A 25,384-nucleotide genomic window follows, 5' to 3' on the forward strand; every position below is an offset into this window, starting at 1 on the left:
CCGGCAGAGCCGATGCCGACGGAGCCGATGCCGGGAGAGCCGGTGCTGGCGGGGCCGGCTCGGGTAGCGGGGGACCTCGGCCCCGCCAGCGTGTTGACCCTAGTGAAGGCCGCCGCGGGCCCTCGGCCTAACCGCGATTCGTCCGGGAAGGTCGCTTATCGGGCGGGGTTCGCGCGTGGCGCTCACGGGTGGCTCTCAGGGGCCGGGCTTGTCCGACGCGGGCTTGTCGGGCACGTTGCCGCCGAGCGACTTCGGCAGGTAGTTCTCGACCGCCGCGGGCCGGAACCCGGCCTGCCTGATCCAGCCGAGGATCATCTGGAACTGGTGGGCGAGGCCCTTGCGGTAGTGCATCAGGATGATGTCGCCGGGCCTGAACCCCTTGCCGCCGTCGCCGCGGGCGAAGCCGTCGCGGCCGACGCCGGGGCCGGTGGTGCCGTTGTAGAACTCCGCCGACCACAGCAGCACCGACTTGATGCCGCATTCCTTGGCGACCTGGAGCGTGGTCTGGTTGAAGCTGCCGAACGGCGGGCGGAAGATCTGCGGACGCCGCCCGTACTGCTTCTGGATCTCGTCGGAGGAGTCGCAGATCTGCTTCTTCTGCGCCTCGGCGCTGAGCGTCGCCATGTTCGGGTGGCTGACGGTGTGGTTCTCCATCTGCGAGCCGGCGTTGCGCATGGCCCAGAAATACTGCCCCTGCCCCTTGATGTAGGTGGAGGTCAGGAACGTCAGGATGGGCACCTTCTCCTTGCGGACGAGGTTCACGAACTCCGAGTCGTAGGTGTAGCCGTCGTCGATCGTCAGGAAGACGACGCGGTCCTGCGTCTCGATGCGGTTGATGACCGGGGGCAGGCCGTTCGCGGCGGGCGCCGGCATCGTCCAGGAACCGGGTTTCGGCGTCTGCCACCGCTGGTCGCCGAGCACGGCGGCGAGCTGCGTGCGCATGGACGGCCCGGAGTCGCCGCCGAACGGGGCGGTCACGACGGGCCAGCCGCCCGCGGCCACGCCGAACACTCCGGCGGCGACCATGGCGATCACGGGCGTCTTCCCTCGCATCTGCCGCGTGCTCCTCTTCTCTCGGCTAAGCTGCTCGTCTTGCCCTGAGCGGTCGTTCCGGGCGCTGCAACGGTTGACGCGCGCGCCGCCTCCCGGGTTCGCGCCCCGCCGGAACCTGCCGGACATATCTGACCATTTCCAGGCCGCTCCGGGGCGCATCTGCCCAATCCTCGGCGTGTACTCGGCAGATGTTGCCGTTCGGTGCCGCGGCGGCGTTCTCTACAGTCGATTCATGCAGCTCACCGGCAGTGCCAGCGTCGCCGCTCCGCTCGACCGCGTCTGGGACGCGCTCCAGGATCCGGCCGTCCTGGCGAGGACGATCCCCGGATGCAGCTCCCTGGAGGAGACGGCGCCCGACACCTACCGTATGACGGTCACCGCGGGCGTCGCCTCGATCAAGGGCACGTACGTGGGGCGGGTCGAGCTCGCCGAGCCCGACCCGCCGCGCTCGTTCGTGCTGCGCGCCCGCGGCCAGGGGGCGCCGGGCACGGTGGACGCCACCGTCCGCGTCCGGCTCTCCAACGGCGACGGCGGGACGCGCATCGACTACGACGCGGACGCGGTCGTCGGCGGGATGGTCGGCGGCGTCGGGCAGCGGATGCTCGGCAGCGTCGCCAGGCGCACCGCGGGCGAGTTCTTCGCCGCCGTCGAACGCGACCTCACCGCTCCGGCGCCGGTCGTGTCGCCCGCCCCGCCGGACGCCCCGCCGGCTGCGCCGCCGGAGCCGGCGCAGGCCGGCCCGGTGTACCCGGGACGCGCCCCGGCCGTCCCGGACCGGACGGCCGGCGCGGCCTGGCCGATGGCCGCCGCGTTCGTCTCCGGCGGGGCCGTCGCCCTCGCCGGCGTCGCCGTCGGCTACCTGCTGGGCCGCCGGGGGAGATGAGCCCCGCGGGTCAGCTCACCCCCACCAGGTCGACGACGAAGATCAGCGTCTCGCCGGGCTTGATCGCCGGACTCGGGCTGCGGTCGCCGTAGGCCAGGTGCGGCGGGATGACGAGCTTGCGGCGCCCGCCGACCTTCATGCCGGCGATGCCCATGTCCCAGCCCTTGATGACGCGGCCGGCGCCGAGCTCGAAGTCCAGGGTGGAGCCGCGGTTCCAGGACGCGTCGAACTCCTCACCGGTGGACCACGAAACGCCGACGTAGTGCATCGACACGTTCGAGCCCTTGGCGGCCTCCGGGCCGTCGCCCACCGCGATGTCGGTGATGTCGAGGTACGTGGGCGGCTGACCCTCGGGGAAGTCGATCTCGGGGCGTTCAAGCGCCATGAAGAGGCTCCAGCGGTCTGATCGGATGCATGGAAAGGAAGGTGCTCAGCCTAGCCCCAACGCGGCCTCACGAAAGAACACCGCGTCCGTTGGCAGATTGCGACGGTTTCGCAGGTGGGCGGCGTCCGGTAGACCCTTCATCATGGCGAGGCGGCTGCGGATCGGGATCGACACGGGCGGGACGTTCACCGACGTCGTCGCCCTGGACGAGGGCGGGGGCCTGACCACCACCAAGACCCCCTCGACGCCCGCCGACCCCGCGGAGGGGTTCGCGGACGGGGTCGCGAAGGTCCTCGGGCTGCTCGGCGCGGCCCCCGGGGACGTCGCCGCGCTGTCCCACGGCACGACGGTCGCGACGAACCGGCTCCTGGAGGACCGGATCGACGACCTCGGGTTCGTCACCACCGAGGGCTTCGAGTCCGTGCTGGAGATCGCGCGGCAGAGCGTCCCGGACGGCTACGGCAACAGCTACTTCTGGGTGAAGCCGCCGCGGATCGTCCCGGTGCACCGGGTCCGGGGGGTCGGCGGGCGCCTGGACCACACCGGCGCCGAGATCCGCCCGTTCGACGAGGCGTCGGCGGTCGCGGCGGCCCGCTGGTTCCGCGACGCGGGGATCCTCGCGATCGGGGTGTGCTTCCTGCACTCCTACGCCGACCCGTCCCACGAGCTGGCCATGCGGGACGTGCTGGCCCGCGAGCACCCGGACGCGGTGGTGTCGCTGTCGTGCGAGGTGCTGCGCGAGTACCGCGAGTACGAGCGGTCGGTGACGACGCTCGTGGATGCCGCCGTGAAGCCCGCCATGAACGGCTACCTCGCGCGGATCGCCGAGCGCGTCGCGTCCCGGCCGCTGGTGATGAAGAGCAACGGCGGCGTGCTGTCGGCGGAGGAGGTCGCACGGCAGCCGATCACGACCGTGCTGTCCGGCCCGGCCGCCGGGGCGCTCGGCGCGGCGTTCGTCGTCTCGCACACCGGCCACGGCTCCGTCGTGACGCTGGACGGCGGCGGGACGTCCACCGACGTCGCCGTCGTCCTGGACGGGGAGCCGACGCTCACCACCGAGGGCTCGATCGGCCGGCACCCCGTCAAGATCCCGATGATCGACATCGTGACGGTCGGGGCGGGCGGCGGGTCGGTCGCGTGGCGGTCGCCGGAGGGCGCGCTGAAGGTCGGGCCGCGCAGCGCGGGCGCCGACCCGGGGCCGCTCTGCTACGGGCGCGGCGGCACCGAGGCCACGGTGACCGACGCGCACGCCGTCCTCGGCCGCATCCCGCCGCACCTGCTCGGCGGCGAGGTGCCGCTGGACGTGGACGCCGCCCGCGCGGGGCTCGGCGCCCTCGCCGGGGACCTCGGCCTGCCGGTGGAGCGGGCCGCCGCTGGGATCCTGGAGATCTCGGCGTGGAACCAGGCCAACGCCATCCGGCAGATCACGGTCAAGCGGGGCCTGGACGTCCGCGACTACCCGCTCGTCGCGTTCGGCGGCTCGGGGCCGCTGCTGGCGTGCCGGCTGCTCGACGTCCTCGGGCTGCCCGCCGCCGTCGTCCCGGAGAACCCCGGCAACCTGTCGGCGTACGGGCTGCTCACGGTGGACGTGAAGAACGACTACGTGCGCACGCGGGTCGTCCGCGACGCCGAACTGGCCCCAGCGCTTCTCGCCGAGGTCTACGCCGACCTTGAGAACGAGGCCGCGGAAGCCCTCGCCCGAGAGGGGTTCCCCGCGGACCGGCGCCGCTTCGCCCGCTCGGCCGACCTGCGGTACTACGGGCAGGCGTTCGAGGTGCGGGTCGCCGCCCCGGCCGGAGCGCCGGACGAGGCGTTCCGCGCCGAGGTGGTCCGCCGGTTCCACGACGCCCACGAGGCCCTCTACGGCTACTGCTACCGGGACGACCCGCGCCATCCGGTCGAATGGGTCAACCTGCGCGTCTCGGGCATCGGCCCGATCGACCGGCCACGCCTCGCGGAGCGTCCGCCCGGGGACGGCGATCCGTCGCGGGCCCGCACCGGCACGCGGGACGTCTTCTTCGACGCCTGGGAGGAGACGGCGGTCTACCGGCGCGAGAAGCTCGCCCCCGGCGACACGATCGAGGGACCGGCCGTCGTCGAGGAGTTCGGCTCCACCCTCCCCCTGCATCCCGGCTTCACCGCCGTCCTCGACGGCTACGGAAACCTGGTGGTGACGCGATGATCGACCCGATCCTGCTGGAGATCGTGGAGGGGACGCTCGCGTCGGTGGAGCGCGAGGTCGAGACGGCCATCGCGCGCACCGCCCGGTCCCCGATGATCCGGGACGCGCACGACTTCCGCGCCGGCATCCACGACCGGCGGCTCCGCAAGCTGACCGGGCGCTCGTACTCGGCGCTCGTCCAGCCGGTCGCCCGCGACTTCCCGCTGGAGGAGATGCGTCCCGGCGACGTGTTCTTCCACAACGACGTGTACCTGTCGGAGGGCGGCATCGGGCACCTGCCGGACCTGTGCGTGACGGTGCCGGTGTTCCACGACGGCGAGGTGGTCGCGTTCGTCCAGGCGTTCGGCCACCACGACGACATCGGCGGCGCCGTGCCCGGGTCGATGCCGAGCCACGCCCGCAGCGCGTTCGAGGAGGGGCTGATGGTCCCGCCGATCAGGCTGTGGGACCGGGGCGTCCCGAACGAGGCGGCGCTGACCATCATGACCCGCAACTCGCGGATGCCCGACTCGCTCGCCGGCGACCTCGACGCCGAGTGCTCGGCCTGCCTGATGGGCGCCCGCCGCCTCGGCGAGCTGTTCGCCCGCTACGGCCGCGCGGACGTCGAGGCGTGCTTCGACGCGATCATCGACCGGACCACCGAGACGTTCCGCCGCGAGCTGCTCGCCAAGATCCCGGACGGGACGTTCGTGTGGGAGGACTACGCCGAGCACGACGGCGTGGACCCGCCCCGCCTGCACGCCCAGCGGATCACGCTGACCGTCGACAAGGCGGCGGCCGTCCCCCTGGTCATCGACTTCACCGGGACGTCCCCGCAGGCCAAGGGGCCCATCAACCACGCGGGCGACTACGCCGGCGGGGTGTTCCTGAAGAAGTGGCTGGCGCCCGTCCTGCGGAACCTGGCCGACACCCCCGAGCGGGCCGCCGAGCTCGACGTCAACGAGGGCGTGGTGCCGCTCATCGAGATGCGCTTCCCGGAGAAGGGCACGCTGCTCACCCCCGTCTTCCCCGCCCCGACCAACGCCCGCACGTTCGTCATCCTGCGCCTGCTCGGCGTCCTCGCGGGCGTCCTGGCCAAGGCCACGAACGGCCGGATGCCCGCAGACCAGGAGACGATCCGCTACACCGGCGTCTACGGCGAGGACGACCGCGGCCCGTACCTGATGCGCGAGGTCCTCGGCGGCGGCTCCGGCGGCCGCTACTACGCCGACGGCGAGGACACCATCCACGTCGTGCCCGACTCCCGCAACATCCCGGCCGAGTTCGCCGAGGCCCGCTGGCCGTTCGTCGTCGAGCGCCTCGGCCTGGCCGCCGACTCCGGCGGGCCGGGGGAGCACCGCGGCGGCCTCGGATACGACAAGCACATCCGGATGCTCCGCGACGCCCGCTACATGTCGATCGCCGACCGCTCGATCCTCTCGTGCTGGGGCGTCAACGGGGGGCGCGCGGGACGTCCCTTCCGGGTGGAGATCGACGGCGAGGAGATGGACGGCCTCGTGGACGACCACCCGGTCAAGGCCGGGCAGACCATCCGCATCCGCACGACCGGGGGCGGCGGATGGGGCGACCCGCTGAACCGCGACCCGTCCCGCGTCGCCGCCGACGTCCGCGACGGCAAGGTGTCCCCGGACGGCGCCCGCGACGACTACGGCGTCGTCCTGGCCGGCGGGGCGGTGGACGGCGAGGCGACCGCGACCCTGCGCGCACGCCTGCGCGCCGAGCGCGGCGCCGTCCCGTTCTTCGACCGGGGCCCCGGCTACCCCGAGCTGTCCGGCGGTCTCACCGCAGCCGACGTCGACACCCTCGGGGAGGCCGGCGGCCGTCACGAGCGCCGGTAGAGGGCCACCGCCAGCGGTGCGAACACGGCCGCGATCCCGGCCGACCAGGCGAGCGACACCAGGACCCAGTAGCCCGCGGTGTGGTCGAGGCCCGCCATGGCCGGGTCGCCCAGGGCGAGCGAGCGCACCGCGTTCGCGATCGCGGTGACGGGCTGGTGCTCGGCCACCGGCCGCATCCAGCCCGGCAGCGTGCCGACCGGCACGTAGGCGCTCGACACGAAGATCACCGGATAGACGAACATCGACGTGCTCTGGGCGGCCTGGGCGTTCGGGGAGACCAGTCCCAGGCACATGTACATCCAGAGGAAGGCGAAGCCGCACACCACGCACAGCGCGAACGCGAGCAGCGCCTCCCCGGCGCCGCCGTGCAGCCGGAACCCGACCGCGAACCCCAGGGCCACGGTGACGGCGGTCGCCCACGCCACGATCGCGAGGTCGCCGAGAACCCGGCCGGTGAGCAGCGCGATCCGGGGGACGGGCAGGGACCGCAACCGGTCGACCAGGCCCTGGTCGGCGTCCTCGGCGACGCCGACCGCGGCGCCCGTACCCGTGATGAGCATGCTGGTCGCGACCATGCCGGGGATGAGGAAGTCGACGTACGGGACCGTCCCGAGCCGGATCGCCCCGCCGAAGATGTAGCGGAAGAGCAGGAGGAAGACGGCGCTTCCCACCATGGTGGCCATCAGCAACTGGGGCGAGCGCATGTACTTGCGGATCGTCCGCGCGGCGACCTGCCCCGTGGTGACGGCCGCGCCCGCGCCCGGTGCGGCGGGCCGTGTCCCGGCCTTAGCGGTGACGGCACTGTCGACGGTCATGTTCTGCCTCCTTCGGCTCGTCCGGTCAGGCCCGGCCGGCATGCGCGCGGTCGGTCCGGCCGCCGCCGGGACGCGGCGGCGATCCGGTCAGGGTGAGGAACACCTCGTCGAGCGTCGGCCGGCGCAGGCCGATGTCGTCGACCTCCAGGCCGAGGTCGCCGAGGGCCCGGACGGCGGCCGTCAGCGCCCGCGCACCGCCCGTCACCGGCACGCTCACCCGGTCCGTGCCGGCGTCGACGCGCGGCTTCCCGGCGCCGACCGGCGCCAGCGCCCGCGCCAGCTCCGGCAGGTCCGCGGCGCGATGCGCGCGGACCTCGATCACGTCCCGCCCGGCGCGGGCCTTGAGCTCGGCCGGCCGGCCGTGCGCGATGACCGTCCCGTGGTCGATGATCGCGACCTGGTGGGCGAGCTGGTCGGCCTCGTCGAGGTACTGCGTGGTGAGGAGCACGTCGGTGCCCCGGGCCACCAGGTCGCGGATGGCGTCCCACAGCCGGCCGCGGCCGCGCGGGTCGAGGCCGGTCGTCGGCTCGTCGAGCAGCAGCAGCCGGGGCGCGCCGACCAGGGTCGCCCCGAGGTCGAGCCGCCGCCGCAGGCCGCCGGAGTACGTCTTGACCTGGCGGTCGGCCACGTCCTCCAGACCGAGCCGTGCCAGCACCTCCCGCGCGCTCGCCGCCGCCTGCCGCCGCGACCCGCCGTAGAGGCGCGCCACCATGCGCAGGTTCTCGCGGCCGGTCATCGTCGGCTCGACCGCGGCGTACTGCCCCGCCAGGCCGATGATCCGTCGCACCCGCTCGGGGTGACGGGCGACGTCGATCCCGGCCACCCGCAGCCGTCCCGCCTCCGGCCGGACGAGCGTGGCGACCGAGCGGACGAAGGTGGTCTTCCCGGCCCCGTTGGGGCCGAGGACGGCGGTGACCTGCCCGCCGCGCGCCACGAGGTCGAGCCCCGCCAGTGCCTCGACCTCGCCGAAACGCTTGACCAGGCCCTCGGCCTGGATGATCGGTTCCGCCATCTGCGTCTCCTCGCTGCCGGTGTTACGCCGGCGGGTTCCGGTCCGTCACCCTGATGACGGAGGGCCGCCGGGGAAGGTAACGATGAGCGAGCACGAGTGGCTGGCCGAGCGTTTCGAGGAGCACCGCCCCCACCTGCGGGCGGTGGCCTACCGGATGCTGGGCTCGGCCGGGGAGGCCGACGACGCCGTCCAGGAGGCGTGGCTGCGGCTCCACCGGTCGGAGGCCGCCGGTGTGGCGAACCTCGGCGGGTGGCTGACGACGGTCGTCGGCCGGATCTGCCTCGACATGCTGCGCTCGCGGACCGCGCGGCGGGAGGAGCCGCTGGACGCGCGTCCCGCGGAGGCGGCCGAGGCTCCGGCGGCCGGACCCGAGCACGAGGCGCTGCTCGCCGACTCGCTCGGCGCCGCGCTGCTGGTCGTGCTCGACACGCTGGCTCCCGCCGAGCGGCTGGCGCTCGTCCTGCACGACATGTTCGCCGTGCCGTACCGCGAGATCGCCCCCCTCCTCGACCGGACGCCAGCCGCGACGAAGATGCTCGCGAGCCGCGCCCGCCGCCGGGTCCAGGGCGCCGGCGCCGCCCCGGCCGCCGACCCGGGCCGCAAGCGGCACGTCGTCGAGGCGTTCCTGGCCGCGTCCCGCGACGGCGACTTCGCCGCGCTGCTCGCCCTCCTGCACCCCGACGCCGTCCTGCGGCCCGACCGGACGGCCGCGCGGCTGGGCGCTGCCGGGATCAGCGGCGCGGCCGGCATCGCCCGGCGGCTCTCCGGGCATGCCCAGGCCGCCCGTCCGGCCCTGGTCGACGGGGTCGCGGGTGCAGCCTGGGCCCCCGGCGGACGGCTCCGGACGGTCTTCTCCTTCACCGTCGCGGACGGCCGGATCACCGCGATCGACGTCATCGCAGACCCCGAGCGCCTCGGGCGGCTCGATGTGGAGTTCCTCCGCGGTTAGGAACGCCGCGGGCCGGTCGCGTACGCGCGCAGCGCCGCATCGTACTGGGCCTGCGTGGGGGAGGTGTCGACTTCGCTCAGGGGATACTGCTCGCGGCTGCCCCAGACGAGCTGGAAGCCGGGGCATGCGCCCACGCTGTCCGTACCGGTCAATACCTGCCGGCCGACCCTCCGGCCGGTGCGCGCCTCGAAGACGTCGAGACTGTGGCGTCCCTGGTAGGTGCCGAGGCGAAAACCGCCCTCATAGCGGCAGACCTGGATAGGCGTGCCCGACACCCGTCCCGCCGGGCTGCCGCACGCCACCAGCTGCACCTCGTCCGGCGCCGGCCGTGCCCTGCCGCCGCCTGCCGTGACGAGCGCGGGGCGGGCCGGGTCTTCACGGAAGAACACCAGCGGGTGCGAGCCCGACCCGCTGTAGGCGGCCGCCCGCTCGTAGGGGCGGTCCTGGCGGGAGCACAGGCGGGCGAGATCCTTGAGGTGCTCGGGGCGCTCACCGAGGACGGTCCGGACGAGCCAGGGCTGCGCGATCCATCCCACCAGCGCGAGGACGGCCGCTCCGGTCGCGGCGACCGCCAACCGCGGCGCCGCCCGTGGGCGCACCGGGCCCTGCTTCCTGACCGCCCGCCCGAGGTCCCGGGGCGCGCTCACCGGTCCGACGCGAATGTGGCGCTCCTCGTCGCCCTTGGTCCACACGAGCCGGAGCACCGCCCCCTTCGCGTCCAGGACCGGCCGGGCCAACGCGTCCCATGGGATGGCGACGGCCGTCGCCTGTGACGCGACGAGGATCCCGCCGTCGCACACCGCGAAGCTCCGCCGCGGCCCGCCCGGCTCCGGCAGGGGCCCCAGAAGCACCCAGCAGGCGATGCCCGCCCACGCCAGGACGGGCACCAGGAAGGCCGCCCGCCAGTCGAAGACGAAGACCAGGCCCACCGCCACGGCGACCAGCGGCGCTCCGGGCGCGATCTGGACCGCGTTCGGCCAGCCCCGCCGCTGCCGGTGCACCCGCCGGACGGCCCCGATCCCCGCCTCCGCGGCCCGCCCCCGCATCGATCGCCGTGCCCGCATGCGCCTCTCCCTGCCGCGCCCGGAGATAGGACGCGATCTTGCTATCAGGAGCGCGCCCGGACCGCAATCGCCACCTCACGGAGCGTGCGCCGCCTGGAGGTCAGCGCTCGGGCAGGCGGCCGGCGGCGAGTTCCTCGTAGACGTGGTCGGGGTCGTGCTGCTTCCAGTAGCGGAACAACAGCGAGACACCGCGCCCCTCTGCCGCGAACGAGCTGATCGGGCGGGACGCGTCGACCAGGAAGCGGGGTTCGTCCCACTGCTGCGCCACGACCGCCAGGGGACGGTCGGCCATGAGGATCCACGTGGCCTTCCCACTCGCGATCGTGGCGAGGAAGTTCCGTTCCAGGAGGTAGGCGACGACCTCGGCCAGGGGCGTCTCCCCGGGGAGGTCGATCGTCTCCGCGTGGGGGAGGGCGTCGTCGCCCATGGCGACACTGGTGCGGTCGACGTCGATCATCATCGCTCGGCCACGCTACCGGCACGCGGGACCACCGTTCACGACGCCCGGGAGGGCAAAGCCGGTCTTGTGGAACGGCATGAAGTTCGCAAAAGGGGGGACGAACCTGCGCCGGAGCGACGAGCGCTCGCGTGTGTCCGGTCGTGAGGAGCAGACAGCAGATGACCGTGCCGCAGGAACAGACGGGTTCCAGCGAGGAGGCCGTCGAACCGTCCGCTCACCGGGCCCACCGGATCCGCCGGTCCCTGGAGCGCCTCATCGGCGTGGCGGCCACGGAGGGGAACGCCGTCACGCCCCTGCGCAACGGGGACGAGATCTTCCCGGAGATGCTGGGCGCCATCGCCGGAGCGCGGCACACGGTCGACATGATGACCTACGTGTACTGGCGCGGGGACATCGCCCGCCGGTTCGCCGACGCGCTGTCGGACCGCGCCCGCGCCGGGGTCCGCGTCCGGTTGCTCCTCGACGGCATCGGCAGCTGGCAGATCGAGAAGGACCTGCTGGACCAGATGGACCGCGCGGGCGTCACGGTCGGCTGGTTCCGCAAACCGGCTTACCTCTCGCCGTTCAAGCAGAACCACCGCTGTCACCGCAAAGTGCTCGTCGTGGACGAGCAGGTGGCCTTCACGGGCGGAGTCGGCATCGCCGAGGAGTGGTGCGGCGACGCCCGCGACGAGCACGAGTGGCGCGACAGCCACTTCCGGGTCCAAGGGCCCGCGGTGGACGGCATCGCGGCGGCGTTCGCCCAGAACTAGGCCGAGTGCCACGACGTGCTGTTCGACGACCGCGACCGCTTCACCCGCCACGAGCCGGCCGGCGACGCCGTGGTGCAGGTCGTCCGGGGATCGGCGAGCTTCGGATGGCAGGACATGCAGACCCTCTTCCGAACCGTGCTCCAGCTGGCCGAGCGGCGGCTGAGGCTGGCCTCCGCCTACTTCGCCCCTGACGCCTACTTCATCGGCCTGCTGTGCGAGACCATCCGGCGGGGCGTCGAGGTGGAGCTGCTCCTGCCGGGCCCGCACGCCGACAAGCGCGTGAGCCGCCTGGCGAGCCAGCGGCACTACGAGGACCTCCTGGACTGCGGCGCGCGCATCCACCAGTTCCAGCCCTCGATGCTGCACACCAAGATCATCACCATGGACGGGCTGGTCTCCCTCATCGGGTCGACGAACTTCAACCGGCGGTCCCTCGACCACGACGAGGAGGTCATGCTCGCCGTGGTCGACCCGACCCTGACCGCGACCCTCGACGAGCACTTCGACGCGGACCTGGCCCGCAGCGAACGCGTCGAGCACGCGCGCTGGGCGCGGCGCTCCCTGACGCAACGGGCGAAGGAACTGTCCATCACCCCCCTCCGCCGCTTCCTGTGACCCGCCGATCGTGCTCGTACGGCGAGACGGTGAAGTCCACGAGGTCCTCGTTGTACTTGGCCAGAAGGTAGAAGGGCTTGGCGGCTTCCAAGAACGCATCAAGGGACGCGAAGCCACGGTCCATGGCGGCGAACTCGGCATTCTCGGGCTCGACCTGCCAGCGCTCCGAGAACCAGTGAAGGATCCGCTCGTCCATCAGTTTGGACCTGTCGTAGCCGGAGTTCTTCCCTTGGAGCGTGGCTTCCATCTGGGCGGCGGCCTCGATGATCGCGCCGGCCCGGTCAAGGGCCGGCGACGTCTCCAGTGCCCGCAGAGCCGCCGCCCGGGGCGTCGCCACCGCCCCCACGCGGAAGCTGCGGACGATGAAGGTGGCAAGGAGTTCCTCCTGCGTCCGCGTCGACCGCTCGTTCTCGGTCGTCCACCGCGTCAGGAAGTCGAGGTCCCGCCGGTGCGGGCTCTCCGTGTAGAAGCGGCGATGCCGCCCATGGGCCACCACTGCCCGCGGCCCTGGGCTGTCCTCGCGATATTCCGGGCATTCCCCGGCACATTCGTCCGTGATCATGGTGAAGGCGAGCCGTCGATGGAACTCCGGGTAGTCCTGGGCGAACAACTGGCAGACACGGAGCGAGGACGCATGGCCCGTCCGGGTGCCGCCATCGTGAGGCGACGTCCTGCCGGCGGCGAGTTCCCAGTTGGCCAGCATTTGCGTCCGGCTGAGCCGGGGCCTGGGGGTGACCTGTTCGGGCGGCTCGTTCAGCCTGTCCAGCAGGAGCAGGGCGTCGCGGCGTTTGAGGTCGACGGCGCGTTCCCGGCAGAAGGCGACGAGTGCAGCGCCCTTTTTCCGCTCGATGCCGAGTTCTCCGGCCAGGTTACCGAGGACTTCATAATCGCGCCGTTGGTAGGGCATGGCGGCCAGGACGCCGATCAGCCTGTCACCTTCATCTTCTTCGATCACGGCCTCACGTGCCGCTGCCGCCAGCGTGGCGCGGATGTTGACCAGAGGCTGGGAGAAAGCGGGGTAGCCGGCCTCGGCGGGCCCATGAAGCAGTGCCACTTCGTCGTCACCGACAACGAGCCCGGCTCGATAGTCGGCATAGATCTGGCCGACACCCTCCATTCCGTAGCGATCCATTTCGGCGGCGCGCAACGCGCCGATGCTGCTCGCGCCCAGCACGCGCACCCCGCCGGCCAGGGCCGCGAAGATCTCCTTGTGCCGCACCGCCATTCGCTGATGGAAGTATCCGTCGATGACGCCGACGACATCGCCCTCCGCCAGTGGCAGGCCGAGCAGATCGCCGGCGGCGACCGGAGGCAGGAGCCGGACGGCGTTCCCATCGACGAGATCACGGACGTCCGGCAGGGTCGGCCCGGCGAACAGGTACCGCATATGTCCTCTCAGCTGTGCCGAGGGTCGAACCGCATCCCCGGGCAGACCACATGCACCACCGACACACCCGGCTCTGGTCGCGTGTGGTCGACGTAGAGCGGCTCCCGGCCGGTCACGGCCTTCACACGGTCGGCGGTCATGCGCAGATCTTCGACCAGGTCGGGCTGCTGCACGGTGGGGACGTCCGAGTGGGCGACCATCCGCGTGCCGTCGGCCAGAGCCGCGAAGTCAGGCGGGCTGAGGCGTCCGGACACCACGCCCTCCGCCCGGTGGTACTCCGACTCGGTCATGTCGTCCCGCGTCCCAGAGATCATGGTCAGGCGCGACTGGGCCGCCTCGGTGAGAGCGCGGCACAGGGCGACGTCGCGATCGAGATGGCATCCCGCACCGCTGAAGACGATCGGAAGGCCGTCGCTCCAGATCTTGGCCTGGAAGCACGGAAGCCCGACGGGCGACGGGAGGAGCGCGACCCGCACGTCGACGCCGGCCCGCCGCAGCTGGTCGATCAGTTCCTCGGCCGGACCGGCCACGCTGTCCAGCGCGAGCACAGAGGCACCGGTCCCGGCGCCTGCACCGGCCAGCGCATCGCGCTCAACGACCTCGTAGAGGCCATGGAGCAAGGCCTCGGTCAGCGTGTTGCCGCTCGCCAGACCGTTCGTCGATTTCTCGAACAAGGGCATGCACCACCGGGACCCGGTCCGGCCGTCCATGTTCAGCAGGTCGCTGGGCAGCCACGTCCGCTCACCGGTGCCGATCTCCGTCGCCTGCGACCATTCGATCTGCATGTCGGGGCCGAGTGCGCTTCGGCGGGCGAGCGGAAGCTCCTCGACCGGATATCCGAGTTCGGACGCGAGTTCGCGCGGGGATGCGAGGACCTGGCCGGCCGGCATCCGCTCCGCATGCCACAGCTCGATCGACTCCATCACGGCCGACACTTTCGCCAGGTCGCCGGTCAGCCCTTTGCCCTGTGACACGCACAGGGACCACGAGTCCGGCCTGATCGCTTGATAGACGGGAATCCCGATCTCGTCCAACCAGGTGACGTCGGCGATCCGAGTGATGCCGACTTGGTCGAGGATCGGCTCCAACGCTCGCAGGGTGTCCTCGGGGAGCCGTGCGCGATGTGTTCCGTCGAAGCAGACCTTGTATTCGTCGATTTCGGCCGGACCGGCCATGGGAGCCTCACTGGAATGGACGCCATGGCCGCCGCGCGGCGGCGGTGCCATGCCGTGCGCGGCGGCCATGTCCCGTCAGTCAGTGACAGGGCAGTAGTTGAAGGTCATCAAGCACACGGGCCTGTTGTCGTCGACCTCACCGAGCTCGTCGAGCAGCTCCGCACCTTCGGGGATGTTCAGAGTGAACATTGGGAGTCACCTCCGTAGGAGTCCGAGTAGCCCGGAACGTAGCATCGACCAGTTTCAATCCGGCTTCATTCCCGCGGGGTCCGGAGAAGTGCTAGATAAGGCCGGCGTCCCAGATGTTTATTTCCGGGGCGTACTGGTGCACTGCGGTGGTGAGTTTCCGCAGCTTGGGTTCTCGTAGGTGGAGGTCTACAGGAGTGCCCCACTCGCGCGGGTCGTGCGGGCGGCGTTCGGCGGGGACGGATGCCAGGCCGGACTTTCGCGGTACGACGACCAGTGTGGGGGCGTTGGCGGCGTCGGATATCGCTTGGCGGAACACGACCAGTTCGGCGATCGCCGACCAGGGGATGCGGCGGGCGGGTGCTTCGCCCAGGTAGAGGCCGGTCTCTTCGACGGCCAGGATGACCCCGCCGGGTACGGCGCGGCGTTGCTCGCGGTCGGAGCGCCGGACGAGCGCCACCGCCGGCGCGATGCAGAGCAGCGGGAAGAGCGTCAGCGCGAGCCATCCGTAGACGCCCGAACCCGAGCCGAGGAGGGCGCGCACCAGCTGGACCCCGCCGAAGGCGGCGAAGGGTCCACAGGTCAGAACAAGAGTCAGTGTCAAGGGCCGTGCCCCCTCCAGTCGCAGGAGGTAGGCGGCATCGGCCGGAGGAGCATCGGAGGAGTCCTGCATCGCGACCACCTCGGCACGCCACATCGTCCAGAACTAGACGATCTCACATCCGAGGCGGTGGCGGCCGGCGCACGCCCGTGCGCGGGAGGAGGGCGGCGGTGAAGCGCGCGACCACCATGAACGTCACGGCCGCGGGTGTCTGGCCGAGGCCGGCCCGGAGCGCGCCGGCGAGCAGGGCCAGGCCCGCCGTGGCCGGTCCGGCGACGGGCGCGGACGCCCAGCCGTGATCAGCACCGCGCCGATCGGCACGTTGATCAGGAAGACCCACCGCCACGACAGGCCGGCGGTGAGGGCGCCGCCCGCGACCGCGCCGGCCATCCCGCCGACCCCGCCCGCGGCGGACCACGCGCCGAACGCCCGTGCTCGCGCGCGGGTGGGTGAAGGCGGTGTTGACGACGGCCAGCGTCGCCGGGGCCAGCAGCGCGGCTCCCGTGCCCTGCGCGACGCGGGCCGCCACCAGGACCTCCGGCGCGGTCGCCAGGCCGCCGGCCAGGCTGGCGGCGGAGAACAGGAGCAGCCCGGCGACCAGCGTCCGGCGATGGCCGAACAGGTCGGCCGCGCGGTCTCCCGGCAGCATGAAGCCGGCGAAGGTGAGCAGGTAGCCGTTCACCACCAGGCCATCCGCCTCCTGAGCCTGCGCCACCGGGCCAGGGCGGCGGCGCTGCCGGCCCCGCTCGGCCTGCATCCCGGCCAGGAGGCGCTGCTGCTCGAACCGGCCCGGACGGGCCCGATGATCCAGGCCGAGCTCAGCGAGGCGCTCGGCATCGAGCCGCCGAGCGTCACGCTCATGACCCGCAAGCTCGAGGCCGCCGGCCACATCCGCCGCACCCCCGCCCCGTCCGACAGGCGCGCGAGCGTCGTCGAGCTCACCGGCGGCGGCACGGCGCTGGCCGGCCGTGTCAAGGAGCTGTGGTGCGCGCTGGCGGAGGAGACCGTGGCCGGCCTGCCCGCCGAGACCGTCGCGGAGCTGCCCGGCCTCCTCGGCACCCTGACCGCCAACGTCGACCCCCGGCACCCCCGCCACCAGGACGGCCGGCGTTGAGGAACCGGCTCCGGGACCGCCGCATCGAAGTGGTGATCGAACGCCACCGAAGGGATGTACCTCGCCGATGTCCGCGACCAGGATCGCCGGTTCCGCCGTTCTCTTAGGCGCCTTGTTGACCACCGCCGGGTGCGGTCTGAACGAGAGGATCGACCCGTGCGGCGTCCTCTTCGACGAGCTGGACGCGGTGCACGCGAAGATGGCCGCGCCCCCGGGCACCCTCTTTGGCGACTACAAGGCCCTCTCCGCCGCCGACGCCGCGTTCTTCCGCGACGCCGCGGCCAAGATCCGCAGGGTGGGGCGGCGGCTCGACAAGGACGGCCCGGCCGAGTCCAGAAAGGTCGCCGCCGAGATCGACAAGATCGCCGACACCCTGAGCGCCCTTCCCGCGGGCACCAAGTCGGCCAAGTACGGCGATTTCGTCACGGGCGGGGGCATCTACATCAACAACGAGACGCTCAAGGCCGCCTGCGGCTATCCGCCGGCGACGTTCTAGGCCCGCCGGCATCGGCTTCGAAGCGGTGCCGGGTGAAGGTGGTGCCGTCCACGAGGAGGTCGCAGCGGGCGCGGGTGCCGTCGGCGGTGAAGTGGGAGCGCTCGCGGACGGCCCACGCGTCCCAGTCATCGGCGTACTCGGGGCCGTCGCGGTCGAGGGCGCGGGCGCGGCGCAGGTCGTGGGGGGCGTCGATCCAGACGCGGTAGGCGGCGGGTGACTCGGCCCAGGCCGCGCCGACGCCCTCGATGACCACGACCGGAGCGGGCGGGATCTCCTCCTCGGGGCCGTAGCGGTCGCGGTGCCAGTCGTAGCGGCGCAGGAGCGCGGGGCGGCCGTCCCGCAGCGGGCCGAGCACCGTGTCGCGCAGGGGACGCCACCAGGTGAGAGGGTCCGCGTCCCACGGCACGCGGAAATCATCCGACCGCACGACCGGCGAGCTGGGGAGGACCTCGGCCAGATGGTCGGTGAACGTCGACTTCCCCGCGCCGCTCGGGCCGTCCACCGCGACGATCCGCACCGGCCCGCACGACGGCGGCAGCGCGCGCAGCCGCGCGGCCAGCGCGGGGTAGGTCATGGCGGATTCCGGCACGGACGGCATACTTCCAGGTGGCCGGACGAGAAGGAGAGGGCGAGTACATGGACCTGCTCGGCGGGACGGGCGGCCCGGTCCGGGTCGCCGGACGGGAACTGCCACGGGACGAGCTGCTCGGCCGGGCGTCCGCCGTCGCCGGGGAGATCCAGGGCGCGGACGCGGTGGCCGTGCACGCCACGGCGTCCCTGGAGACCGTCGCCGCGGTCGCCGGTGGCATCCTCGCGGGCGTGCCGGTGGTGCCGCTGCCGCCCGACTCCGGGCCCGCCGAGCGCGCCCACATCCTGGGCGACTCCGGCGCGAGCCTGCTCCTGGCCGCCGGGGGCGCGGAACGCGCCGACGGGGAGCCGCCCCTCGTCCCGGTCGACGCGCTGCCGCACCGCGGGAGCGTCCAGGGCGAGGTGCCCGCCGACGCCACCGCGCTGATCCTGTACACGAGCGGGACGACGGGCGCGCCGAAGGGCGTGCTGATCTCGCGGAGCGCGATCGCCGCCGGGCTGGACGCCCTCGCCGAGGCCTGGGACTGGACGCCCGATGACGTGCTCGTCCACGGGCTGCCCCTGTTCCACGTGCACGGCCTCGTCCTCGGCGTCCTCGGTGCCCTGCGGGTCGGGTCGCCGCTCGTCCACACCGGACGCCCCAAGCCCGAGCTGTACGCGGCGGCGGCGAAGGACGACGGCGGCAGCCTGTTCTTCGGCGTCCCCACCGTCTGGTCGCGGACGGTGGCCGACCCGTCCACCGCCGAGGCCCTCCGCGGAGCCCGGCTGCTCGTCTCCGGCAGCGCCCCCCTTCCGGTGCCCGTCTTCGAGCGGCTGTCCGAACTCACCGGGCACCGTCCGGTCGAGCGCTACGGCATGACGGAGACCCTCATCACGATCAGCGCGCGCGCCGGCGGCGACCGGCGCCCCGGTTACGTCGGCACCCCACTGCCCGGCGTCGAGACCCGCCTGGCCGCCGAGGACGGCTCGCCCGTCCCGCCGGACGGGGAGACGCCCGGCGAGCTGCACGTCCGCGCGCCGCTGCTGTTCAAGGGCTACCTCAACCGGCCCGAGGCCACCGCGGAGTCGTTCGCGCCGGACGGCTGGTTCCGCACCGGCGACATCGCCACGATCGGCCCGGACGGCTGGCACCGGATCGTGGGCCGCGCCTCCACCGACCTCATCAAGAGCGGCGGCTACCGGATCGGCGCGGGCGAGATCGAGAACGCGCTGCTCGCGCATCCCGCCGTCCGGGAGGCGGCCGTCGTCGGCACCCCGCACGACGACCTCGGCGAGCAGGTCACCGCCTACGTCGTCGCCGACGGGCTCGGCGAGAGGCAGCTCATCGACTTCGTCGCCGAGCGCCTGTCGGTGCACAAGCGGCCACGCGTCGTCCACCTGGTCGGCACCCTGCCCCGCAACGCCATGGGCAAGGTCGTCAAGTCCCGCCTCCCCGAGATCACCCCCTAGATCGTCGACGGGCTCGCCCGACCGGCCGCGGGCGGCCCGCACGGTCAGCCGGTGAAGGGCTCAAGGGTGAAACGGCCGACCGGGCCCTTGTGACCGTTCGGTGTTGTGACACGCGCCACCGGCCCTCGCAGGGCCTGGCGACGATCGCCCCCTAGGGCAGCAGGACCGGGAGGACGGGGCGGACCAGGGCGCGGGCGAACGACTCCGGCAGGTCCGGGCCGGTCTCGCCTTCCGTGAAGTAGTGCAGGAACCCCTGCTGGAAGCAGGCGCCCATCACCAGCGCCGCCACGGCCCGCGTGTCGGCGCCGGCCGCGACCCGGCCGAGGTCGCGCTCGGCGTCCAGGTACCGGGTGAGAGCGTGCACCGGCTCCTGCGGGCCCGCGCCGTACTTGCGCAGGGAGTCCCGCGTCGCCTCCATCAGGCGGCGCTGCGCCACCATCGACGCCATCATCGGGAACGCCCGCCGGTAGAAGCGCAGCCCGCCGTGGACGACCGCGACCAGGTTCGACTCCACCGTGCCCTCGCCGGGGACGCCCATCGAGGTGAACGCCGGCATGCGGTCCTTCAGGACGTGCAGTATCAGCTCCTCCTTGTCGCGGAAGTGCTTGTACAGCAGCGCCTCGGAGTAGCCGGCGGCCTTCGCGATCTCCTTGGTGGTGGCGCGCGCGACCCCGTGCCGCCGCATGATGTCCGCCGCGGCGTCCAGGATCCGCTCCCGCGCGCTCAATGAGGCCCCCTTGACAGGTGAGTGAACGCTTACCAGAGTATAGGTTAGTAAATACTCACTCACCCTAGGAGCGACGCGATGAGGCTCACGGTCTTCGGGGCGACCGGCGGTACCGGCGTCCAGCTCGCCCGGCGGGCGCTGGACGCCGGGCACGAGGTGACCGCCGTCGTCCGCGACCCGGCCGGGCTGCCCTCCGAGGTGCGCGCCTGCGCCGAGGTCGTCCAGGCCGACGTCATGGACGCCGCCGCGATCGAGGAGGCGGTCAAGGGGCGCGACGCCGTCGTCACCGCCATCGGCACCCGCGACGGCCGGCGGCCGACGAGCGTCTGCGCGGACAGCGCCCGCGCCATCATCGCGGCCATGCGGGCCGCCGGGACGGAGCGGTTCCTGCTCGTCAGCGCGTCCGGGCTGCACGCCGGGCCCGGCGACGACCCGCTCACCCGGTTCGTGGTGAAACCGCTCGTCCTGGGGCGGCTCCTCGAGCACGCCTTCGCCGACATGCGCGCCGCCGAGGACCTCACCCGCGCCTCCGGCCTCGACTGGACGATCGTCCGGCCGCCGCGGCTCACCGACGGCCCCGGCGCCGGCCGCTACCGCCGGGCCACCGACCGCAACGTCCTGGGCGGCCTCTCCATCGCCCGCCGGGACCTCGCCGCCGCCCTGCTCGACGTGGCGGGCGACCGGGCCGCCATCGGGCACGTGGTCAGCGTCGCGGGCGGCTGACCTTCGCGCATGACATCCGTCATGCCGAACGGCTGACAGGCGCCGCCGGAACCGGTGACACGCGCTCCTACCGGCGCCCCCGGCACGGCCGCGACGCTGTCGGCATGGAAACGCACCCAGCCATCCGCGTCGACGGGCTCCGGCAGCGGTACGGGGACTTCGAGGCCGTCGCCGGGATCTCCTTCGACGTCGCCGCCGGCGAGCTGTTCGCGCTGCTCGGCACGAACGGCGCCGGTAAGACCACCACCCTCGAAACACTGGAGGGGCACCGGGCCGCCCACGAGGGCACGGTCCGGGTCCTCGGCCACGACCCGCACCGGGAACGCCGCAGGGTCCGCCCCCGCATCGGCATCATGCTGCAGGACGGCGGCTTCTTCGCCGACCTCACCGTCGCCGAGACCGTCGAGCACTGGCGCGCCTTCACCCCCGCCCCGCGGGACCGCGACGAGGCCGTCGCCATGGCCGGGCTCGCCGAGAAGGCCGCCGTGCGGGTCCGGCAGCTGTCCGGCGGGCAGAAGCGCCGCCTCGACCTCGCGCTGGCCCTGCTCGGCCGCCCCGCCGTCCTCTTCCTGGACGAGCCGACGAGCGGCATGGACCCCGAGGCCCGGCAGGAGACCTGGCGCATCGTCCGGGACGTGGTGGCCGGCGGGACAGCCGTCCTGCTCACCACGCACTACCTGGAGGAGGCCGAGCACCTCGCCGACCGGCTCGCGATCCTGCACCGCGGCCGGATCGAGGCGTCCGGAACCGTCGCCGGCGTCGTCGCCGGGCACGGCGACCGCATCGCCTTCCAGATGCCCGAGCGGCTCCAGGTCGCCGAGCTGCCCGCCCTGCACGGCGTCCGCGCCGACATCTCCGTCGACCGGGGCCGCGCCGTCGCGTCCTACACCGTCGACGCGGCCGGGCTCCAGGCCGGCCTCTACGCGCTGCTGCGCTGGGCCGACGAGCGGGACGTCCCGCTGGACGGCCTGACGGCCCGCAGCGCCTCCCTCGAAGACGTCTTCCTCCGCACCGCCGAAGGAGCCGCCCGATGAAGCCCTCCGCCGTGCTCAGCGTCGCCCGCCTCGACCTGACCCTGCTCTGGCGCAACCGGACCGGCCTGTTCACCGTGTTCGGCCTGCCGATCCTGTTCGCCGCCCTGCTCGTCCCCGCGAAGGGCGAGGAGATCGACGGAGTGGACGGGGCCCTGCTGCAGGGCACCGGCCACCTCGGGTTCTTCCTCGTCTTCGCCGTCTTCATGAACCTGGTCACCGTGTTCACCGCCCGCCGCGAGGACCGCACCCTCAAGCGGCTGCGCGGCACCGCGCTCTCGGACGCGGAGATCACCGGCGGCAGCGTCCTCACCGCGACCGCGATGTACGCCGTCCAGGCCGTGGCGCTGGTGGCCGTGCTGGCGGCCGGGATGGGCGGCCGGATGCCCGCCGACCCCGTCCTGGTGCTGGCCGGGCTCGCGGGCGGCGTCGCGGTGTTCGCGACGCTGGCGTTCGCGGTGTCCGGGATCACCCCGAACGCCGAGCTGGCGCAGCTGACCGTCCTGCCGATCATGTTCGGCTGCATGCTCGGCGGCGGGGTCATGTTCCCGCTGGGGAGCCTGCCCGAGTGGGGGCAGCAGATCTGCCGGCTCGTCCCGCTCAGCCCGGTGGTGGAGATCGTCCGGACCGGCTACTTCGGCCAGGACTTCGTGCACCGGGCCGACCACCCGTCCGTCGGCCTCGGCGAGGGCTGGCTCACCTGCGTGCGGCCCTTCCTCGTCCTGCTCTTCTGGGCCGCCCTGGGCCGTGTCCTGGCCACCCGCTGGTTCCGCTGGGAGCCGCGGCACGCCTGAGCCGCCACCGAATACAGTGCGATGCCGGGAGGAACAAGGACATGACGGTCGCGACCACCGCGGACATCGAGGAGCAGGCCGCCCGCAGGCTGGAACGGTACCGGCGGGTGACGTACCGCTCGTTCATGCTCGCCGCGGCCGGCTTCGTCCTGCCCGGCCTGATCGGGCTCGAGGACGCCTACACCGACGGTAAGGCGGGCGTGCCCGTCATCGCCGCGGCGGTCGCGGGACTGGCCCTGCTCACCTGGTACTACGCGCGGCTCGTCCGGGCGGGGCTGGAGGGCACCGCGCCGGCGCGGGACATCGTGGCGAGCGGCGCCGTCGCCGGCGCGCTGAGCCTGATGCTGTACACCAGCCCGCTGTTCAGCGCCATCCCCGCCTTCTGGCTCTCCGCCGTGGCGCTGTCCCCGATCAACCGCCGGCGCCTCGGCGCGCTGTGCGCGGGCACCGGGGCGTACGTCGCCGCGGTGGCCACGGCCGCGGCGGGCCACCTCTTTCCCGACGATGACGCCCCCTGGTACGCGCTCTTCCCGGCCCTGTTCGCCATCTACACCGCGACCTGCGGGGCCGTCGTGTTCGTCAACCGGTACCAGCGGCGCATGTGGGACCTGCACCAGGAGGCCCACGCCGCCCGCGACGCCCTCGCCCGGCTCGCGGTGACCGAAGAGCGGCTCCGCTTCTCCCGCGACCTGCACGACCTGCTCGGCCACAGCCTGTCCCTCATCGCGGTGAAGAGCGAGCTCGCGATCCGGACGGCGCGCACCGACCCCGACCGCGCCGGCGCCGAGATGGCCGACGTCCAGCGCGCGGCCCGGGAGGCGCTCCGCGAGGTCCGCGCCGCCGTCCGCGGCTACCGGGCCGTCGAGCTGGACGCCGAGATCGCCGGCGTGCGGGCCGTCCTGGAGGCCGCCGGGGTCCGCTGCGACATCGGCGACCTGCCGGGCGGGCTGCCGCCCGAGGTCCGCTCGGTGCTCGCCTGGGTCATCCGCGAGGGCGCCACCAACGTGATCAAGCACAGCGAGGCCCGGAACTGCGCGATCACGCTCACCCTCTACGGTGGCTCCGTGGTGATGGAGGTGCGCAACGACGGCGTCCGCGGCGCCGGGGCCGAGGCGGGCTCCGGGCTGACCGGGCTCACCGAGCGCGTCGCCGTGCTCGGCGGCGAGATCACGGCCGGCCGGCACGGCCGCGACGGGTTCCTGCTGCGCGCCGCCGTCCCGCTCCCGCGGGAGGACGCCGGAGCCGGCGGCGCGGACGTCCCGGCGGGGAGGCCCGCGTGATCCGGATCCTGCTCGCCGACGACGAGCACCTCATCCGCGGCGCCGTCGCCGCCCTGCTCGGCCTCGAACCCGACCTGGAGGTCGTCGCGGAGGCCGGCCGCGGCGACGAGGTCGCCGCCGCCGTCGGCGCGCACGACCCCGACGTGGCCGTCCTCGACATCGAGATGCCCGGCGCGGACGGGCTCACCGTCGCCGAGGAGCTGCACGCGTCCGGCGCCCGCTGCGCGGTCTGCATCCTCACGAGCTTCGGCCGCCCCGGCTACCTGCGCCGCGCCATGGCCGCCGGGGTCCGCGGCTTCGTCGCCAAGGACGCCCCCACGCAGGAGCTCGCCACCGCCATCCGCAAGATCCACGCGGGCGGGCGCTACCTGGACGCCGAGCTCGCCGCGGGCGCCATGGCCGCCGGCGACAACCCGCTCACCGAGCGCGAGCGCGAGATCCTCCGCCTCACCGGCACCGGCGCCGAGACCGCCCGCATCGCCGCCCGGCTGCACCTGTCCGAGGGCACCGTCCGCAACTACCTCTCCTCCGCCATGGCCAAGCTCGGCGAGCCCACCCGCGCCGCCGCCGCCCGCGCCGCGAAGGAGATGGGCTGGATCTGACCGCCCCGCCGGGCCTTAACCTTGTGGCGTGAGTGAGCCACTGGTCGAGCGCATGCAGGGTTTCGGTGAGACGATCTTCGCTGAGATGTCGGCGCTCGCCGTCCGGACGGGGTCCATCAATCTGGGCCAGGGGTTCCCCGACACCTCGGGCCCGGCGGCGATGCTGGACGCGGCGGTGGAGGCGATCCGGTCGGGGGGCAACCAGTACCCGCCCGGGCCGGGACTGCCGGAGCTGCGGGAGGCGGTGGCGGCGCAGCGGCTGGAGCGGTACGGGCTGGAGTACGACCCGGCGACCGAGGTGTTCGTGACCGTGGGGGCGACCGAGGGCATCGCGGCCTCGGTGCTCTCCCTGGTGGGCTCCGGTGAGGTCATCGTGTTCGAGCCGTACTACGACTCGTACGCGGCCGTGATCGCGCTCGCCGGGGCCGCGCGCCGGCCCGTCATGCTGCGCCCGGTCGAGGGCCGCTTCACCTTCGACCCCGACGAGCTGCGCGCCGCCGTCGGCCCCCGCACCCGGGCGATCCTGGTGAACTCGCCGCACAACCCCGCCGGGACCGTGTTCACGCGCGCCGAGCTGGAGGCCATCGCGGACGTCTGCCGCGAGCACGACCTCGTCGCGATCACCGACGAGGTGTACGAGTACCTGACGTTCGACGAGACCGAGCACATCCCCCTGGCGACGCTCGACGGCATGCGCGAGCGGACGGTGTCGGTGTCGTCCGCGGGCAAGTCGTTCTCCGTCACCGGATGGAAGACCGGCTGGGTGACGGCGCCCGCGCCGTACATCCGGGCCGTCCAGACGGTGAAGCAGTTCCTCACCTACGCGGTCAGCGCCCCCTACCAGCGGGCCGCCGCGTACGCGCTGCGCAACGAGATCCCGTGGGCGGAGGAGCTGCGCAAGTCGCTCCAGGCCAAGCGGGACCGCCTCATCGCCGGACTCGAGACGGCCGGGTTCACCGCCTACCGCCCGCAGGGCACGTACTTCGTCCAGGCCGACATCCGCCCGCTCGGCTTCACCGACGGCATGGAACTGGCCCGCGCCCTGCCGGAGAAGGCCGGCGTCGTCGCCATCCCGACGCAGGTGTTCTACGACCACGCCGACGCGGGCGCCCACTTCGTCCGCTTCGCGTTCTGCAAGAAGGACGAGGTCATCGACGAGGCCGTCGAGCGCCTCGCCCGGCTGCGCTGACTGTCGGAATCTGCCGAAGAACCGGCGCCCGCTG

The 25,384-nt window shown here is 73.2% G+C and carries 27 protein-coding genes and 1 pseudogene; 15 read left to right on the plus strand and 13 right to left on the minus strand.

Annotation, left to right across the window (positions count from 1 at the left end):
• Positions 1–195: 195 nt before the first annotated feature.
• Positions 196–1,053 carry a polysaccharide deacetylase family protein gene (locus BM339_RS03545; protein WP_075019866.1) on the minus strand — a complete coding sequence of 286 codons (858 nt, stop codon included), beginning with the start codon at positions 1,051–1,053 and terminating at the stop codon, positions 196–198.
• Positions 1,054–1,285: 232 nt separating this feature from the next.
• On the opposite strand from BM339_RS03545, the gene BM339_RS03550 reads away from it, so the two are divergent.
• Positions 1,286–1,936: an SRPBCC family protein gene (locus BM339_RS03550; protein ID WP_024935584.1), complete on the plus strand. Its 651-nt coding sequence runs from the start codon at positions 1,286–1,288 to the stop codon at positions 1,934–1,936.
• 10 nt (positions 1,937–1,946) lie between these two features.
• Here BM339_RS03550 and BM339_RS03555 read toward each other — a convergent pair whose 3' ends face one another.
• Positions 1,947–2,321: an FKBP-type peptidyl-prolyl cis-trans isomerase gene (locus BM339_RS03555; protein WP_021600461.1), complete on the minus strand. Its 375-nt coding sequence runs from the start codon at positions 2,319–2,321 to the stop codon at positions 1,947–1,949.
• Between the two features lie 142 nt (positions 2,322–2,463).
• Here BM339_RS03555 and BM339_RS03560 point away from each other — a divergent pair, with 142 nt between their 5' ends.
• Positions 2,464–4,503 (plus strand): hydantoinase/oxoprolinase family protein, encoded by a 2,040-nt coding sequence (locus BM339_RS03560; RefSeq protein WP_024935583.1) that lies wholly within the window; start codon positions 2,464–2,466, stop codon positions 4,501–4,503.
• Positions 4,500–6,341: a hydantoinase B/oxoprolinase family protein gene (locus tag BM339_RS03565; RefSeq protein ID WP_021595120.1), complete on the plus strand. Its 1,842-nt coding sequence runs from the start codon at positions 4,500–4,502 to the stop codon at positions 6,339–6,341. The genes BM339_RS03560 and BM339_RS03565 overlap by 4 nt, the downstream gene beginning before the upstream one ends.
• On the opposite strand, the gene BM339_RS03570 is transcribed toward BM339_RS03565, so the two are convergent.
• Positions 6,326–7,156 carry an ABC transporter permease gene (locus BM339_RS03570; protein ID WP_075019867.1) on the minus strand — a complete coding sequence of 277 codons (831 nt, stop codon included), beginning with the start codon at positions 7,154–7,156 and terminating at the stop codon, positions 6,326–6,328. The genes BM339_RS03565 and BM339_RS03570 overlap by 16 nt on opposite strands.
• 25 nt (positions 7,157–7,181) lie before the next feature.
• The gene (locus BM339_RS03575) at positions 7,182–8,168 is read right to left on the minus strand and encodes an ATP-binding cassette domain-containing protein (protein WP_075019868.1); all 987 of its coding nucleotides are present in this window, start codon (positions 8,166–8,168) and stop codon (positions 7,182–7,184) included.
• An 82-nt stretch (positions 8,169–8,250) separates the two neighbouring features.
• On the opposite strand from BM339_RS03575, the gene BM339_RS03580 reads away from it, so the two are divergent.
• Entirely contained in the window at positions 8,251–9,117 is an 867-nt protein-coding gene (locus tag BM339_RS03580; protein ID WP_075019869.1) for a sigma-70 family RNA polymerase sigma factor, read from the plus strand.
• Here BM339_RS03580 and BM339_RS03585 read toward each other — a convergent pair.
• Together BM339_RS03585 and BM339_RS03590 are read right to left on the minus strand one after the other, a co-directional pair.
• Entirely contained in the window at positions 9,114–10,181 is a 1,068-nt protein-coding gene (locus BM339_RS03585) for a hypothetical protein (RefSeq protein WP_143118267.1), read from the minus strand. The genes BM339_RS03580 and BM339_RS03585 overlap by 4 nt on opposite strands.
• Before the next feature lie 100 nt (positions 10,182–10,281).
• Positions 10,282–10,641, minus strand: a complete 360-nt coding sequence (locus tag BM339_RS03590; protein WP_083597221.1) for a hypothetical protein — start codon at positions 10,639–10,641, stop codon at positions 10,282–10,284.
• A 158-nt stretch (positions 10,642–10,799) separates the two neighbouring features.
• Between BM339_RS03590 and BM339_RS50575 the strand changes: the two genes are divergently transcribed.
• Together BM339_RS50575 and BM339_RS50580 are read left to right on the plus strand one after the other, a co-directional pair.
• Positions 10,800–11,393, plus strand: coding sequence for a phospholipase D-like domain-containing protein (locus tag BM339_RS50575; protein WP_218163554.1), 594 nt, complete (start codon positions 10,800–10,802; stop codon positions 11,391–11,393).
• Between the two features lie 15 nt (positions 11,394–11,408).
• On the plus strand, positions 11,409–12,008 hold the full coding sequence (locus BM339_RS50580) for a phospholipase D-like domain-containing protein (RefSeq protein ID WP_218163555.1): 600 nt from the start codon (positions 11,409–11,411) through the stop codon (positions 12,006–12,008).
• Here the strand turns inward: BM339_RS50580 and BM339_RS03600 are convergent.
• The 5 genes and pseudogenes from BM339_RS03600 to BM339_RS51135 all read right to left on the minus strand — a co-directional run.
• Positions 11,983–13,395: a TfuA-like protein gene (locus BM339_RS03600; RefSeq protein ID WP_075019871.1), complete on the minus strand. Its 1,413-nt coding sequence runs from the start codon at positions 13,393–13,395 to the stop codon at positions 11,983–11,985. The genes BM339_RS50580 and BM339_RS03600 overlap by 26 nt on opposite strands.
• A gap of 8 nt (positions 13,396–13,403) precedes the next feature.
• On the minus strand, positions 13,404–14,639 hold the full coding sequence (locus tag BM339_RS03605) for a YcaO-like family protein (protein ID WP_083597223.1): 1,236 nt from the start codon (positions 14,637–14,639) through the stop codon (positions 13,404–13,406).
• A 211-nt stretch (positions 14,640–14,850) separates the two neighbouring features.
• Positions 14,851–15,453: a hypothetical protein gene (locus BM339_RS03610; RefSeq protein ID WP_075019873.1), complete on the minus strand. Its 603-nt coding sequence runs from the start codon at positions 15,451–15,453 to the stop codon at positions 14,851–14,853.
• A 99-nt stretch (positions 15,454–15,552) separates the two neighbouring features.
• On the minus strand, positions 15,553–15,747 hold the full coding sequence (locus tag BM339_RS51130; RefSeq protein ID WP_075019874.1) for a hypothetical protein: 195 nt from the start codon (positions 15,745–15,747) through the stop codon (positions 15,553–15,555).
• Positions 15,748–15,856: 109 nt separating this feature from the next.
• Positions 15,857–16,006 (minus strand): annotated as a pseudogene (locus BM339_RS51135) (MFS transporter); the annotation flags it as partial.
• Here BM339_RS51135 and BM339_RS03625 point away from each other — a divergent pair.
• Together BM339_RS03625 and BM339_RS03630 are read left to right on the plus strand one after the other, a co-directional pair.
• Entirely contained in the window at positions 15,968–16,471 is a 504-nt protein-coding gene (locus BM339_RS03625; RefSeq protein WP_075019875.1) for a MarR family winged helix-turn-helix transcriptional regulator, read from the plus strand. The pseudogene BM339_RS51135 and the gene BM339_RS03625 sit on opposite strands and share 39 nt — an antisense overlap.
• 67 nt (positions 16,472–16,538) lie before the next feature.
• Positions 16,539–16,967, plus strand: a complete 429-nt coding sequence (locus tag BM339_RS03630; protein ID WP_218163557.1) for a hypothetical protein — start codon at positions 16,539–16,541, stop codon at positions 16,965–16,967.
• On the opposite strand, the gene BM339_RS03635 is transcribed toward BM339_RS03630, so the two are convergent.
• Positions 16,930–17,541 carry a uridine kinase family protein gene (locus BM339_RS03635; RefSeq protein ID WP_218163558.1) on the minus strand — a complete coding sequence of 204 codons (612 nt, stop codon included), beginning with the start codon at positions 17,539–17,541 and terminating at the stop codon, positions 16,930–16,932. The two genes, BM339_RS03630 and BM339_RS03635, sit on opposite strands and share 38 nt — an antisense overlap.
• Before the next feature lie 62 nt (positions 17,542–17,603).
• Here BM339_RS03635 and BM339_RS03640 point away from each other — a divergent pair, with 62 nt between their 5' ends.
• Positions 17,604–19,004 (plus strand): acyl-CoA synthetase, encoded by a 1,401-nt coding sequence (locus BM339_RS03640; protein ID WP_075019878.1) that lies wholly within the window; start codon positions 17,604–17,606, stop codon positions 19,002–19,004.
• Between the two features lie 151 nt (positions 19,005–19,155).
• On the opposite strand, the gene BM339_RS03645 is transcribed toward BM339_RS03640, so the two are convergent.
• On the minus strand, positions 19,156–19,731 hold the full coding sequence (locus BM339_RS03645; protein ID WP_021595137.1) for a TetR/AcrR family transcriptional regulator: 576 nt from the start codon (positions 19,729–19,731) through the stop codon (positions 19,156–19,158).
• A 78-nt stretch (positions 19,732–19,809) separates the two neighbouring features.
• Between BM339_RS03645 and BM339_RS03650 the strand changes: the two genes are divergently transcribed.
• The 6 genes from BM339_RS03650 to BM339_RS03675 all read left to right on the plus strand — a co-directional run bounded on the left by BM339_RS03650 (position 19,810) and on the right by BM339_RS03675 (position 25,350).
• Entirely contained in the window at positions 19,810–20,454 is a 645-nt protein-coding gene (locus tag BM339_RS03650; protein ID WP_021595138.1) for an NAD(P)-dependent oxidoreductase, read from the plus strand.
• A 104-nt stretch (positions 20,455–20,558) separates the two neighbouring features.
• Positions 20,559–21,488, plus strand: a complete 930-nt coding sequence (locus BM339_RS03655; RefSeq protein ID WP_021595139.1) for an ABC transporter ATP-binding protein — start codon at positions 20,559–20,561, stop codon at positions 21,486–21,488.
• Positions 21,485–22,279: an ABC transporter permease gene (locus BM339_RS03660; protein ID WP_021595140.1), complete on the plus strand. Its 795-nt coding sequence runs from the start codon at positions 21,485–21,487 to the stop codon at positions 22,277–22,279. Before BM339_RS03655 ends, BM339_RS03660 begins: the two co-directional genes overlap by 4 nt.
• A gap of 41 nt (positions 22,280–22,320) precedes the next feature.
• Positions 22,321–23,559 carry a sensor histidine kinase gene (locus tag BM339_RS03665; RefSeq protein WP_075019879.1) on the plus strand — a complete coding sequence of 413 codons (1,239 nt, stop codon included), beginning with the start codon at positions 22,321–22,323 and terminating at the stop codon, positions 23,557–23,559.
• Positions 23,556–24,161, plus strand: coding sequence for a response regulator transcription factor (locus BM339_RS03670; protein WP_021595142.1), 606 nt, complete (start codon positions 23,556–23,558; stop codon positions 24,159–24,161). The genes BM339_RS03665 and BM339_RS03670 overlap by 4 nt, the downstream gene beginning before the upstream one ends.
• A gap of 28 nt (positions 24,162–24,189) precedes the next feature.
• Complete coding sequence (locus BM339_RS03675; RefSeq protein ID WP_075019880.1) at positions 24,190–25,350, plus strand: pyridoxal phosphate-dependent aminotransferase; 1,161 nt, start codon at positions 24,190–24,192, stop codon at positions 25,348–25,350.
• The last annotated feature ends 34 nt before the right edge of the window (positions 25,351–25,384 follow it).

It is taken from the genome of Actinomadura madurae (genome assembly GCF_900115095.1).
GTDB lineage: Bacteria > Actinomycetota > Actinomycetes > Streptosporangiales > Streptosporangiaceae > Spirillospora > Spirillospora madurae.